Raw genomic sequence first — 13,434 nt, forward strand, 5'->3', positions numbered from 1 at the left:
AAATCCCAAAAGTAAAAGCCTTGCTAAGCAAGGCTTTTACTTTTGGGATTTTAAAATTTGCTAGTTTACCCCGAACTGACGTTAAATAGGTGATTGCGAGTCTTGCTGATCGCGCAATGTACTGAAGTCTTTTTCGGGATTCCATTGAATGGAACCATCGCGCCCAGTCCAAAACGTTCTAACTTTAGCCTCGTAAAGTTGATTGACCATTTCCTCGACAACGCTTGTTGCTGAGGCGATCGCCATTGTCGGCTTGATTGCCTGTAAAATTGCGGGATCGATCTGCCCTCCCGTCCACCAAAGTACATTAGCGGCTAACTGGGGTAGCAGTTCTTTTTTAGAAGCGATCGCTTGTTGGGATTTGGGATCGGCATTAGCAAGCAATAACCATGATAGGTCTCCTGTTTTTAGCTTCAAAATGTCAGGTGATTGATTGAGCAATTGAATCTGAACTTGATTGTTAACTGTCAAGGTTTCGCCAACTTTCAGAGAGGCTAGAGGAGTTTTGGCATTAGCAAGGGCTTGCTGGAGATCTTGGTAGGGCTTTGGGGTGACTCCAAGACTGATATCGCGAAATTGGCTGATTGCTACAGAACTGGTCAGAGCATTCCAGCCATCGCTGACATCGGGCTGTGTATCTGTAGAAACGCCCCAATCGAGGCGATTAATGCCTAGTTTCTGCAAGAATGGAATTAAGGTAAAGTTGGCAAATTGACGATCGCCGCTATTAATCAAAACCGTTTGATTTTGATTTTTAATCAGCATAATCGGCACATCATTAAAGGCTGGGATGGTGACTTGAAAAGAACTTTGCTGGGCGAGCGTATTGGGGACAAATAAGACCACACAGGCAAGAACAAAGGCGATCGTCCAACGCTGCATCTTGGCAAACCAAGGCAAGAGCCAGATCGCCACAAATAACATATAAGCGATTAACATCTGCCAGATGCTAATCGCGCCCACGCTGATGCTGGTATTCGGTAAATTATTAATCCATTGGGCGATATCAATCGTCCAATGCAATAGGGGGTATAGTAACCAAGCGATCGCTGCCCCTAGGGGTACAAAAATAATTGCCAACAGTCCGCTAATGATGCCCCCATAGGTCGCGATCGAGACTAAAGGCGTGGTCAATACATTCGCAATTAAGCTATAGGGAGAGAGCTTGCCAAATACCAATAGTTGCAGGGGCAAAGTCCAGATGTAGGCGGCAATGGGGACGGATAGCAATTCGGCGATCGCAGGGGGGAGCCATTCCAGACGTTCGGAGATCGATCGCGAGGTGGTCAGTAACCCAAAGGTTGCCAGAAAACTAAACTGGAAGCCTAAATCCCAGATCCATTGGGGCTGATAGATCAATAGTAATACTGCCGTAATTAGTAAACCGATCACAGGACGGCTACGGCGCTGTACCACTAAACCGATCAAGCTCCCAAAACCCATCAGTACGGCTCGCAGGATCGATGGGCTAGCACCTGTCAGCAGTAAATATCCACCCAAGCAACAACAGCCAACCGTAAACTTGATCTTGAGCGAACTATTGTTGGTTAAAGCGATCGCCGCCCCAAGCACCAAAGTAACCTGAAAGCCCGAAGCCGCCAACACCGCTGCCAATCCTGCTTGAATAAAAGCATCCTTCAGATCGCTGGGTAAGTCCACAGCGCGACTGCCTAATACTAAAGAGCTAAGTAAAGAACCCTCTGGCACGCCTGCGCCCATCACATGGGCGCGAACGATGCGACTGATAAACCACCATTCCCCAAAACTCACGGGATTGCCCTGCATGACTAGCGATCGCCCGCTTAACCCCGCAAATACTCCCTGACGCGCCAGATAGGACTTAAAATCAAAGGCTCCAAAATTATCCGCACGACTCGGCAAATAAAGCCTGCCCGATAGCTCGATCTCTTGACCGACCCGCAAACCCGTTACTTCAATTAGGGGCACAGTTACATATAGCTTGCCCGAAGTTGCTATAAACTTCTTGTCATTATCCCCATTAGTCGCATTACTGCTCGGATCGCTAGAAGTGCGATCCTTGAGATCTTTAATATTGACTTTGCCAGAAAGGTTAACCTCCTGCACGGCTAACAAAAACTTGGCTCTCTCACTACGGGTTAAGCTAGGTGATTCAATGACCCTTCCCCGCACGATCGCATTGGAAAGTGGGGCATACTTAGAAATATCATCAGCCGATGGCTGCGGCGTGCGAATCTTTAAATAAAAACAAGCAAAAATTGCCACGATTGTTGCTAAGAGATAGACCCATCGCTTAGGTCCCAAGCGCCAAATCGCGGGAACTAGCATCGATAGACCAAAGCCAATACCAAAAACTACATAAAAACCCGTCCAATCTGGTAAGAAACTGGCGTAGGCTCCTGCAATAAAGAATAAAGACAGAACTAGGGCAACTTGCGACTTCATTGGCTCAACTTAAATCATCGCCATAACTATTCCGAATCGCCCGATCGCTAAATTCTGATGGGGGGCGATCGTTACTCCAAGCCCACCATACCGATTGGCATTCACATTGATAAAATTCCTGCCACTTGCGTTGATGATTTTCGGTATAAACAGGTGATCGACGGTTAACCCACACAGCCTTAGCACTGCTTGGGGCTTGTCCGCAACGAGGGCAGCAAAACCCATCTGCATGTGTTGCCTTTTCGACCCACTCTGGAGGAATTGGATTGAAAGCTTCCATAAAATTAGAAGGAAAATTATTCTGGGTCTATTCTTAAGTATCTGGGCGCAATTAAATATATAAAACCCCAAAAGCTGTAGCGCACGCTGCGCGTGCGCTACAGCTTTTGACTCTGGTTTTGACTCTGGCTTTTAACTATGCCTAGCTACTTATGCAAAGCATAATAACAGCAAATAGTAATGTCTATGATGCCAAGGGAATTGCCAAAAATAGTGCTGAAAGACAGAATCTGAACTTGTCTCTTTCAGGTAAATCACGACCTGACGCATCTTTATGATCGGGAAAGCGTCTTTTTCCACATTAAGTAGCTAGGCGAAATTAAATATAAAACCCCAAAAACTGAGCGCACGCGCAGCGTACGCTCAGTTTTTGATTGTGGGTTTTAATTATGCCCAGCTACTTACCCAATAATCCCACATGCTGAAGAGGACTTATGGAACGGCTTTAGTTTGAAATTCTAAATGCAGTAGTAAAGCAGTCTCCCAAATATTAACAACTATAAATATTCACGCTAAGATGTAAAGGTTTGTTACAGATTTCTTGATAGTCCTTCTGCCGTTAGTGAATCGTGTCAGTTTTATCCTCTGAACCCAATTATCGTTGGAGTCGTGACAACTACTCTGAACTTGCCCGCACCATTGATATTTGGCGCACAGTCCTCACATTCTCTTGGATGATTTGGCTTGACAACAAAAAATGGAGCTATGTCGGGGGCAAGACTGAAGCCAAGGTTAAAAAACGTACTCGAAAAAGAGCCATTTGGTTGCGCGAGTCCATGCTGCAACTTGGTCCAACCTTTATTAAGGTGGGACAACTTTTATCAACCCGTGCCGATATTTTGCCTGCGGAATCCGTAGAGGAACTATCAAAATTACAGGATAAAGTCCCTGCTTTTACGGCGGCGAAGGCAAAGCAAATCATTGAGTCTGATTTGGCTAAGCCCATCGATCGCATGTTTGGATATTTCGATCCCATTCCCCTAGCAGCGGCGAGTCTCGGTCAAGTCCATAAGGCTCAATTACATACGGGCGAAGAGATTGTTGTTAAGGTACAACGTCCAGGGCTATTGAAGCTATTTGCGATCGATTTAGGTATTCTCAAGCGGATTGCCCAATATTTTCAAAATCATCCCAAGTACGGCAGGGGGAGGGATTGGGTTGGTATTTATGAAGAATGCAGCAAGATCCTCTATCAAGAAGCAGATTATTTAAATGAAGGTAGGAATGCCGATATTTTTCGCCGTAATTTTCGAGGCGATCGCCGCATTATGGTGCCAAGAGTGTATTGGCGCTATGCCTCAAAACGGGTACTGACCCTTGAGTATATGCCAGGGATTAAAGTTAGTAACTATGAAGCCCTAGAAGCCGCAGGAATCGATCGCAAGGCGATCGCCCGCATTGGCGCAGAGTCTTATTTAGAACAGTTACTCAATCACGGATTTTTTCATGCCGATCCCCATCCTGGTAACTTAGCGGTCACGGCAAAAGGCGAACTGATTTTCTACGATTTCGGCATGATGGGACAGATACAATCGATTACCCGCGAGAAATTATTGCGAACCTTCTTTGGGATTGCTCAAAAAGATGCCGAAGTCGTAATTAATTCTTTGATCGATCTCGGGGCATTAGAGGTTACTGGCGATACAGGTCCCTTACGGCGATCGGTGCAATATATGCTTGATAACTTCATGGGACAGTCCATGGATAAGCAATCCGTTGCGGCTATTAGTGACGATCTGTACGACATTGCCTATGACCAACCATTTCGATTCCCCGCCACATTTACCTTTGTCATGCGGGCTCTCTCTACATTAGAGGGACTGGGCAAAGGACTTGATCCTAGTTTTAACTTTATGGAAGTCGCAAAACCCTACGCAACTAATCTTATGGAAAATGGTAGCGCTAAAGAATCGGGAAATTTATCCACGGCTTTTTTCGGTGAACTAGGTAGGCAGGCTACTCAGGTGAGTAGCACAGCGATCGCTTTACCTCGGCGTATCGATGAAACCCTCTCGAAACTAGATCGTGGCGATATCCGCGTGCGGGTCAAATCGCAAGAAACTGATCGCCTCTTACGAAGACTGAGTAATGTTGGTATCGGCGCAATTTACGCATTACTCGGTGCGACCTGTTTTTTATGTGCCACCCTCTTATTTATTAATGGGCTCCAGATCCCTGCCCTCATTACAGCCATCCTTGCGGGAATTTTTGTCCTAATACTATTGCGATTGTTATCAAAAATTGACCGTCCTGAACGATGATTGGATAGCATTACTCAAACAGCAATAAGTAGCTAGGCATAATTAACTACAAACCAAAACCCGTGAAGTTGTGCCCCTACGGGGCGCAACTTCACGGGTTTTAGCAATTTATTTTGCGCAAGCACTTATTGATAATGACTGACAGTTTGTAGATATTGCTATAGTTTTTGCCTGTGAGCGCTAAACTAAAGATTGCTATAGCAGAACTGGTCAATAAATACGTCGAGCCGAACCACCTAACATGAAGCGTCTATTTGCGGGAGCAACCGATACTGGCTGCGTCAGATCAGCCAACCAAGATTCTTACTATATCGATCCTGAGGGACGATTCTTTGTAGTTGCCGATGGGATGGGAGGGCACGCAGGCGGAGAAGTGGCAAGTCAAATTGCCGTCGATTCTATTCGTGCATGTTTAGAAGCTCTTTGGGATGACGAAACGACACCACAGCAGTTGATGCAGGATGCAATCTCTAAGGCAAATCAAGCAATTATCAACGATCAAGCGGATCATCCCGTGCGATCGGATATGGGAACTACCATCGTGATATTGCTATTTCGGGACGAACAGCCTTGGTATTGTCATATTGGTGATTCGCGGTTGTATCGTTTGCGCGGACCGAAATTAGAGCAGATCAGCGACGATCATACATGGATTGCACGGGCAATTCAGACGGGGGTAGTTAATCCTGAAGATGCCAAAAGCCATCCTTGGCGACATATGCTTTTGCAATGTTTGGGGCGTGAAGATGTAAAGTCGATTTCTGCCCGTGAAATTGAATGGCAACCTGGCGATCGCTTTTTGATCTGTAGTGATGGATTAACAGAGGAACTAACCGATGATCGCATCGCCCATCATCTCAAGAGTATTCGCAACTGTCAGCAGGCGGCTCAAGCCTTGATCGAGTCGGCGAAATTGCGTGGTGGGCGAGATAATATCACCGTGGTAATTGTTTCTAACGAATTAAATACTAACAGCTAAAAATTAAGCAGCAATCAAAAGGCAATTGAGATGATGTTTTAAATCTGCTCCTAGCCATTGGTCAAGCTATCTCTGTAAAGCCTATGAATAGCATTCGGAGAATCATTTTTTTAATTCTGTTGACCCTCTCACTGGTTACCGCCATTGGGATGTCTGATGTAGGCTTTTGGGCTGACTCGGAAACAAAGTCCAGCTTCGCTGAGGAGGCTTGGGGGCAAGCGGGTTCGATCGCCTATCAAGCAGCCGCAAAAACGATGCATTCTAAGAATGGTGAAGGGGTACCGCTAGATAATGTCCAAAAACGTTACCTCAGGCGTTATTTTATTGACTATATCGATCATGTGCAGGTTATTTATAATGCCCAAATGATGGATCGTTGGGTACTGGGTAATGTCGTTGTGCATTTTGGTAGGGTTGAGACGATCGCCCAAACCTATTGCGATCGGATTTATCTCCGCGACGATTACAAACCTGAAGATCTCAAACAGTTATCGGTAATTGCTCATGAGATGGTGCATGTCCGTCAATGCTCTAAAAACGGTGGCTTAGACCAGTTTGGCTACCAATATTTTGTTGAATATAAACGAGCTAAGCAAAAGTACGAGAACAACCTCATGGAGCGGGAAGCTTACGACTTGCAAAATCGTTTTGTGCAAACTAATCAATAGGTAAAGCGCAAAGGATGAGTGGCGGCGCTTCGCGCCGCCACTCATCCTTTGCGCTTTACTAACGTTGCTATAGCTACAGTCACTTGAATTAGGACAAATCAAAACCCAAGAATTAATTGACGGCGCTTTGCGCCGCCAATTAATTCTTGGGTTTTATGTCCTAGTACACTTGGCGACATCTATAAAACCTCAAATATAAGTAGCGGCGCTACTCATATTTGGGGGGTGATTAGCTCTAACTAATTAAAGTCCGTTGCCGATCAGGATAAAAGCTGACCAGTAATAGGGATGAGAAAACTCGGATTTAGGATTACGAATCATCGATAGTTGGGCTTGACGTAAGCTTTCTACCTTGGAATGTTTTTCTTTTTGGATTTCTCCATAAAAAATATCCATCAGCTTTTGTGTGCCACCGTCGGAAACCGTCCAGAGTGAAGCGATCGATGCCTTCGCCCCAGTTCTTTGCATTTGGTAGCCAAAACCTAGGATTTCTTCACCACTGCCAACTATACCTCCCAGAGCCGTTTGGCAAGCGCTCAATACCACTAGGTCTACCGCAGGAAACTTGAGATTTTGAACTTCACGCAGACTCAGGCGATCGCCATTTCCCATTAAAATGAATGACTCTTCGGGCTTACCACTCACAAAGGCTGCATGGGTTGCTAAATGGATGATATTGTAGCTTGGCTTAGGTTCTGTGATCGTATCGCGCTCAAAGGATGCGTTTAAGAACTTGGTGGTATTGGGAACGATCGAGCTGAGATTTTCGATTTCCTTACCTGCAAAAGGCAAACCTGAGAAGGAAAATTTCTGCGAACCCACATCAAAGGAGTAATCACCTTTGCTAAAGGCAGCAGCAATTACTCTGGGCTGGGAGATCGTCTGCGAACCAAGGCGAAAAAGATTCATCGCCGTAATGTGATTGATGGCATAGCGTTCGACTAGCCATTTTTGACCATCGTAGAGTGCGGCAAGGGGAATATAACGCAGTTGTCCGTCGGGTGCGTAGATAATCGTTTGGATTTGCGCTTTTTGGAGATCGCCAGCGATGGGCTGAATCATCAATTGATAAAGGTGATAGCTGGACTCTTGCACATCAAGGGAACTGGCATCCTGTAGATCCACCCGAAAAGCGGCGATCGCTTTTTCTAATTGCTGGCGATCGACCTTAACGGTGTGATGAATTGGCGGCGCGTCGGGAACGAATAAAATCAGTTCAAGGCGATCGCCAAGAATTAACGGATAGAATAGGGCTACCCTTTGGGGAAACTGAGCAGTTTGCATCAAGGCTCTCAACCGTTCTTGTAAGCTGACATAGCTATTCAGTTTGAGATTATCAGCGATCGCCTGTTGACTCAGATCTTTCTCGATCGTCTTTGCCGATTCGCTATCAAATAAACCTCCTATTTTTTGGCTTGTAGCAAGCTGAATTTTCTCGATTTCCTCAAGCCTTGCCTTTTGAACATCGTTGGGTTTTGCCAGTTTCCTTAACTTGTCAAGTTCTTCGCTCAAACTCGTTGATTGGAGTGCAACAGCGCTGATTAATTGGGATAAATTTTGTTCTAGTGGTAAAAGCTCCAAGCCTTGGGCAGTAACTTCATTCCCCTTCACATCTTGGAGATAATCTTGTAGTTCCTGTACTTTTAGTAAATCTAATACCTGTAGAGCTTCCATTACCCGCCCTTTTGTTAATAGTATGCTGGCGAGACCGCGATAGACATCGGCAACCGATTGCTTAAAGGCACTTTGATCCTCACGGGCGAGGCTGCGAATATCTTTGCGGATGGATTCGCGGACGTTTACCGATAGCTTATAGAAATAGATCGCTAATTCTAGCCTTCCCCGATCTCCCATCAAGCTACCCATGTTACTGAGATCGATCGCTTCACCCTGACGATTTCCAGCCTGGCGGTGTAAGAGCAATGACTGCTGATAGTTGGCAAAAGCTTCATTGTATTTGCCAGTGTAGTTATAAACCAGACCGATGTTATCTAGGATCGTTGCTTCGGTAACGCGATCGCCAACTTTTCTTGCTACTTTTAAAGCAGTTTGATAGAAATCAAGGGCATCGCTATATTTTTTTTCATCTAGAGCGATCGATGCAAGATTGTTAAGGGAGACTGATTCCGAACCCAGATCTCCCGTTTCTTGGGCGAGTTTGAAAGCTTGAAAATAGGCTTTGAGAGCCTTATCCTGTTCGTTTAACTTTCTGTAGGCAAGCCCGATATTGCTATAGATCGAGGATTGAGCGCGTAAGTCTTTTCTTGCCTGAGCGATTGCCAAAGAACGCTGTAAAAAATCAATTGCTTTCGTCGATTGTCCGATGTTGTAATAAAGTAAGCCAATACTATTGAGAGTGTTCCCTTCGTTCTTGCGATCGCCTAGTTCCAGATGGATGGCTAGGGCTTGTTCGTAAAGCTTTAGTGCTTGTCCGTAGTTGCTGAGCTTGCGGTAGACTGCTCCTAAGTTGCGTAAGGTATTCCCTTCTTCCTTACGATTTCCTGTTTCTTTCCATAGAGCTAGAGATTTATTATAGAAATCTAAGGCAGTTTTGGGCTGACCGAGAATATCGTAGGCATAGCCAAGATTATTAAAGGTTGCCCCTTCTCCGATCGGATCTCGTATTAATTGCCGCGCCGCATTCGCTTGCTCGTAATAGGCAAGTGCCGTTCGGAGATCTCCCAACTTCTCTTGGGTTTTACCAATTTGATTGAGGAGCCGTCCTAATTGTTTGGCATCGCTTAGTTTTTGGTATAGGGGCAATGCTTGCAATTCATAGTTCAAAGCATCGTCATTTTTACCCAGATCGAGATAGATATAACCAATGGTTCTAATGGTAAGTGCTTCCCAATAGGTTCTTTTTTCAGCGCGGAAAACGGGCAAAGCTTCTAAATATTTGGCGATCGCTTGCTCCCTTTGCTGTTCCGTGCCATCGTTGATTTTGGTGGCTTCCATAAAGGCAACTTCAGCCGCGAGATACTGGCGATCGGATTCTTTCGCCATTCTTAATTCTTCGATTTTAACTGTAAATTTCCCCACAGCCCCTGAATTGGCTGGATCGGTGGCAGAAACTACCAACTGATAATCGCCCGTAGTATTGGCAATAGTGGAAATTACTTCTGGTCCTTCATCATCATTGGGGCTGTCCGAATTAGCGATGGTTTGACCATCAGGACTCACGAGTTTTACGACCAGGTCGATTCCTTGCTGCTGTACGATCACCCTGACAAACTGACCGTTCTTTAGGGAAATGGGAAAGCTTTTTGACTCGGAATTCTGAATGGTTTCGATGGTCTCTGTTTGCGCCTCGGCAGAAGATGAAATTGGAGGAATCGCAGGTAAAACAATAGTCGTGCAGATCATCGCGATGGAAAGGAACTTCTCGATCCCATCTTTAATTTTTTGGTGAGAATCGCTTTCAAAAAGTTGCCAAACCATAGCAATTATCCTTTATTTGTTAATCCTGTATTCGTGCAAATGATGCTCTCTAAGTAATTCAAAACCAAAACCAGAGAGCGTACCGCCCGCGTAGCGGGCGGTACGCTCCTCTAGGTTTTTTACTCTTAGATACTTATAATAATAGTTCTATAATCTTTTAATTCTATAATCTTTGCAGCTTTTAAACCCCTGCTTCTCAAATCATGATCCTTCCTCCTTCGACTTCATCTCGGGCTGAGCTTTTGACTGCCCTGCTCTTAGAATTAATAGAAATTTTACGCGATCGCCAAGGTGATACATGGTCAGCAATTGTGCGGATAGCCAACGGAAAATCCGCCACGATTGCGATCGATGATACGCGTATTTTCGTCCAAGCGGAGGGTGAAATGGATTTGCAACTGGCGATCTCGGAGGCGGATCCTAATGCGACGAATGCTTTTGAAAGTACGGGTAGAGCTCTATACAACATTATTATCGGTAAATCCACCCTAGAAAAATCCGTGGCTTCGGGCAAGATTTTTATCAGTGCTAATTTTGGCGATCTCTTAAAAATCCGTGCGATCGTAACCGCAGTACTTTTAGACACATCGGTTGAGCCAAGATTACTCAGTCTGTGGCATCGATTTGAGCAGGAATGGTTGAAATAGATCTATCAACCCCAAAAGATGAGTGGCAGCGCGAAGCGCTGCCACTCATCTTTTGGGGTTGATTTATGTAATCTTGCTCAAAATAGAAAGGGTGCCAAATGCGATCAGAATTAGTCCACTTCCCCAATTGAGCCAGCTAGACCAACGCCGTAATTCTAAAAATTTCTTGATAATCCCCGTGAATGTGCCCGCGATCGCTAGGGGTAAGACCGAACCGATGGCGTAGGCGAGTAGAAATTCTGTGCCCATCAACAGGTTGCCCGACCCTGATACCCAAGCCAAGAGCGTAACCAATACGGGTGTGCTGCATGGGGAAGCTACAAATCCAAAGGATAGACCGATTAATAGCGATCGCAATCCCTGCGGTAGATTTGGCGAGATTTCCCAATTGCCAAAACTTGGTAAACGCAAGGAAATTACTTCCAATAACTGCAATCCCATCACGATCGCAATGAGCCCCATCACGACCGACCACCCCCAAGCTGTCTGCCCGTAGATTTTGCCTAGGAGGGCGGCGGCGAGTCCAAAACCTGTTAAGGCGATCGCAAAGCCCAGACAAAACCAAGCCGATTGCAGGGCAGCCTTCCCCGTACTTTTGGATTCATAACCGCCAATATAACCAATCGTCAGCGGCAACATCGAGAGCGTGCAGGGGGTGAGGCTGGTGACCAGCCCTGCTAAAAATACGACTCCTACACTCGTCCACGAGGCTCGATCGAGTTGTTGATTAACCAAGACATCCGCCCATTGTTCGAGGTGATAAAACCAGTTAGGCAGCGATCGCATTAGGGTTTCCATAAATTGCATTACTTAAAAATCAAATATAAAAATCAAATATAAAAATCAAATATAAAAATCAAATCCCAAGGATGAGTGGTGCGCCGCTCATCCTTGGGATGGTTAATGAATGGCGGTAATTGCTTCGCGAATTACTTCAGAACCAGCCCCAACAAGGCAAGATTTATCTGTGAGAATGCGTTTCCAAAGACGGCTACCCGCTTGACCGTGAAATAATTGCAGCATATGGCGGGTGATTTTATGTAACTTCAATCCCCTTACCATCCATTCATCGATATAGGCAATCATGGCTTCGGCAACTTCTAGGCGACTACGGATCGGATTCTCATCACCAAAAAATTCGCGATCGCTAGTGGCAAATAGATAGGGATTATCGTAAGCGGCTCGTCCGATCATCACGGCATCCACAAATTTTAACTGTTCGTGGGCTTGCTCTAGGGTGATCAATCCCCCATTAATTTCAATGAATAAATGGGGAAATTCCTGTTTGATCCGATGGACATCAGCATAGCGCAGCGGTGGCACTTCGCGATTGTCCTTGGGGCTCAGCCCCTGTAACCATGCTTTCCGCGCATGGATAGAAAATCGCCGACAACCTGATTCGGACAGAATTCGCACAAAGTTTTGCATGTCTTCATAGCGATCGAGTTCGTCAACCCCGATCCGATGCTTGACGGATACGGGGAGCTTGGTGGCGGCACTCATTGCCTCAATGCATTGAGCGACGAGTAGGGGCGTTTTCATCAAGCAAGCGCCAAAATGTCCGCTCTGCACCCGATCGCTCGGACAGCCCACATTTAAATTAATTTCGTCGTAGCCCATAGCTTCGGCAATTCGAGCGCATTCGGCAAGATCTTGGGGATTGTCGCCCCCAACCTGTAAGGCAAGGGGATTTTCTTGGGGTGAGAAGCCCAAGAGATAGGCGCGATCGCCATGCTTAATGGCAGCACTAGTGACCATTTCCGTATAAAGCAAAGTCCGCCGCGTAATTTGGCGCATGAAATAGCGATAGTGGCGATCGGTGCGATCCATCATCGGTGCGATGCTAAGGGGATGGATGGGGAAGCGATCGCTCTTTGCCTGTGTAGGAATTGGCATTGCCGATAAAGAAGTCATGGTTGGAAAAGGAATCGTCGTGGCTTTGAACTTGCTTGCCTTATCTTAATATGCTCCATGAAGTAAACCATGTAGTAAACTTGTGACTGCCCTTTTTGTTTAGAGGTATTGAGGATACGTGAGTTCGCCAGAGATTTCATCTACCACCCCAGATCTATCTCAGGATGCCTACAGGCATCGGGGTAATCGAGATGAGTACGAGCATTCTCAAGGTGTCACTACTCTTGCGGTCTTAGCATCGGGGAGCGGCAGTAATCTAGAGGCGATCGCTAAGGCAATCGAGAACGGACAGCTACTCGCCAAAATCGCCGTAGTGATCTATAACGAACCCGAAGCCTATGTCAAGCAACGCGCTGATAAATTTGGTATTCCCGCAATTTTGATTAATCACCGCGATTACAAATCCCGTGCAGCCCTCGATCTGGCGATCGTGGATATGCTCAAGCAGTATCACACCGATCTGGTGATCATGGCAGGTTGGATGCGCATCGTCACCCAAGTATTGATCGATGCCTTCCCAGAACGAATTCTCAATATTCATCCGAGTTTATTACCAAGTTTTAAAGGCATTCATGCGATCGAGCAAGCTTTTAATTATGGCGTAAAAATTACGGGCTGTACCGTCCATATCCTCAGCCTTGAAGTCGATAGCGGCAGAATTCTCAAGCAAGCCGCCGTGCCGATTTTGGCAAGTGATACTTTGATGGATTTGCAAAAACGTATCCAAGTACAGGAACATATTATTTATCCAGCCGCGATCGCTGAATATGCGCAATCTTTGACGAAATAGGATTAGGCGGCGCGAAGCGCCGCCTAATCCTATT

11 protein-coding genes are annotated in these 13,434 nt (G+C 45.8%); 6 read left to right on the forward strand and 5 right to left on the reverse strand.

Annotated features, from left to right (window positions below; genetic code table 11):
- Nucleotides 1-81: 81 nt before the first annotated feature.
- On the reverse strand, nucleotides 82-2,424 hold the full coding sequence (locus AC805_RS19250) for a ComEC/Rec2 family competence protein (protein ID WP_055076896.1): 2,343 nt from the start codon (nucleotides 2,422-2,424) through the stop codon (nucleotides 82-84).
- Between the two features lie 4 nt (nucleotides 2,425-2,428).
- Nucleotides 2,429-2,704, reverse strand: coding sequence for a hypothetical protein (locus AC805_RS19255; RefSeq protein WP_009626350.1), 276 nt, complete (start codon nucleotides 2,702-2,704; stop codon nucleotides 2,429-2,431).
- Between the two features lie 151 nt (nucleotides 2,705-2,855).
- On the opposite strand from AC805_RS19255, the gene AC805_RS27175 reads away from it, so the two are divergent.
- The 4 genes from AC805_RS27175 to AC805_RS19270 all read left to right on the forward strand — a co-directional run bounded on the left by AC805_RS27175 (nucleotide 2,856) and on the right by AC805_RS19270 (nucleotide 6,611).
- A complete protein-coding gene (locus tag AC805_RS27175) occupies nucleotides 2,856-2,981 on the forward strand; it encodes a hypothetical protein (protein ID WP_263363361.1) in 126 nt (41 codons plus the stop codon).
- Between the two features lie 288 nt (nucleotides 2,982-3,269).
- Nucleotides 3,270-4,964, forward strand: a complete 1,695-nt coding sequence (locus AC805_RS19260) for an AarF/ABC1/UbiB kinase family protein (protein WP_055076898.1) — start codon at nucleotides 3,270-3,272, stop codon at nucleotides 4,962-4,964.
- A 241-nt stretch (nucleotides 4,965-5,205) separates the two neighbouring features.
- The gene (locus AC805_RS19265; RefSeq protein WP_055076899.1) at nucleotides 5,206-5,943 is read left to right on the forward strand and encodes a Stp1/IreP family PP2C-type Ser/Thr phosphatase; all 738 of its coding nucleotides are present in this window, start codon (nucleotides 5,206-5,208) and stop codon (nucleotides 5,941-5,943) included.
- A gap of 83 nt (nucleotides 5,944-6,026) precedes the next feature.
- On the forward strand, nucleotides 6,027-6,611 hold the full coding sequence (locus AC805_RS19270; RefSeq protein ID WP_082429560.1) for a DUF4157 domain-containing protein: 585 nt from the start codon (nucleotides 6,027-6,029) through the stop codon (nucleotides 6,609-6,611).
- 243 nt (nucleotides 6,612-6,854) lie between these two features.
- On the opposite strand, the gene AC805_RS19275 is transcribed toward AC805_RS19270, so the two are convergent.
- Entirely contained in the window at nucleotides 6,855-10,049 is a 3,195-nt protein-coding gene (locus AC805_RS19275; RefSeq protein WP_055076901.1) for a CHAT domain-containing protein, read from the reverse strand.
- A 203-nt stretch (nucleotides 10,050-10,252) separates the two neighbouring features.
- On the opposite strand from AC805_RS19275, the gene AC805_RS19280 reads away from it, so the two are divergent.
- Entirely contained in the window at nucleotides 10,253-10,696 is a 444-nt protein-coding gene (locus AC805_RS19280; RefSeq protein ID WP_055076902.1) for a hypothetical protein, read from the forward strand.
- Between the two features lie 63 nt (nucleotides 10,697-10,759).
- Here AC805_RS19280 and AC805_RS19285 read toward each other — a convergent pair whose 3' ends face one another.
- Together AC805_RS19285 and dusA are read right to left on the reverse strand one after the other, a co-directional pair.
- On the reverse strand, nucleotides 10,760-11,503 hold the full coding sequence (locus tag AC805_RS19285) for a cytochrome c biogenesis protein CcdA (RefSeq protein WP_082429562.1): 744 nt from the start codon (nucleotides 11,501-11,503) through the stop codon (nucleotides 10,760-10,762).
- Between the two features lie 93 nt (nucleotides 11,504-11,596).
- Nucleotides 11,597-12,610: a tRNA dihydrouridine(20/20a) synthase DusA gene (dusA, locus tag AC805_RS19290; protein ID WP_055076904.1), complete on the reverse strand. Its 1,014-nt coding sequence runs from the start codon at nucleotides 12,608-12,610 to the stop codon at nucleotides 11,597-11,599.
- Between the two features lie 118 nt (nucleotides 12,611-12,728).
- On the opposite strand from dusA, the gene purN reads away from it, so the two are divergent.
- Entirely contained in the window at nucleotides 12,729-13,400 is a 672-nt protein-coding gene (gene purN, locus AC805_RS19295; RefSeq protein WP_055076905.1) for a phosphoribosylglycinamide formyltransferase, read from the forward strand.
- The last annotated feature ends 34 nt before the right edge of the window (nucleotides 13,401-13,434 follow it).

Origin of the sequence: Pseudanabaena sp. 'Roaring Creek', assembly GCF_001402795.1 — a bacterium.
GTDB lineage: Bacteria > Cyanobacteriota > Cyanobacteriia > Pseudanabaenales > Pseudanabaenaceae > Pseudanabaena.

Bases quoted from the DNA above. Each gene is read 5' to 3' on its own strand.
- AC805_RS27175 (WP_263363361.1), top strand. From the start codon at position 2,856: ATGCAAAGCATAATAACAGCAAATAGTAATGTCTATGATGCCAAGGGA.
- dusA (WP_055076904.1), bottom strand. From the start codon at position 12,610: ATGACTTCTTTATCGGCAATGCCAATTCCTACACAGGCAAAGAGCGAT.
- AC805_RS19255 (WP_009626350.1), bottom strand. From the start codon at position 2,704: ATGGAAGCTTTCAATCCAATTCCTCCAGAGTGGGTCGAAAAGGCAACA.
- AC805_RS19280 (WP_055076902.1), top strand. From the start codon at position 10,253: ATGATCCTTCCTCCTTCGACTTCATCTCGGGCTGAGCTTTTGACTGCC.
- AC805_RS19285 (WP_082429562.1), bottom strand. From the start codon at position 11,503: ATGCAATTTATGGAAACCCTAATGCGATCGCTGCCTAACTGGTTTTAT.
- AC805_RS19275 (WP_055076901.1), bottom strand. From the start codon at position 10,049: ATGGTTTGGCAACTTTTTGAAAGCGATTCTCACCAAAAAATTAAAGAT.
- AC805_RS19265 (WP_055076899.1), top strand. From the start codon at position 5,206: ATGAAGCGTCTATTTGCGGGAGCAACCGATACTGGCTGCGTCAGATCA.
- AC805_RS19250 (WP_055076896.1), bottom strand. From the start codon at position 2,424: ATGAAGTCGCAAGTTGCCCTAGTTCTGTCTTTATTCTTTATTGCAGGA.
- AC805_RS19270 (WP_082429560.1), top strand. From the start codon at position 6,027: ATGAATAGCATTCGGAGAATCATTTTTTTAATTCTGTTGACCCTCTCA.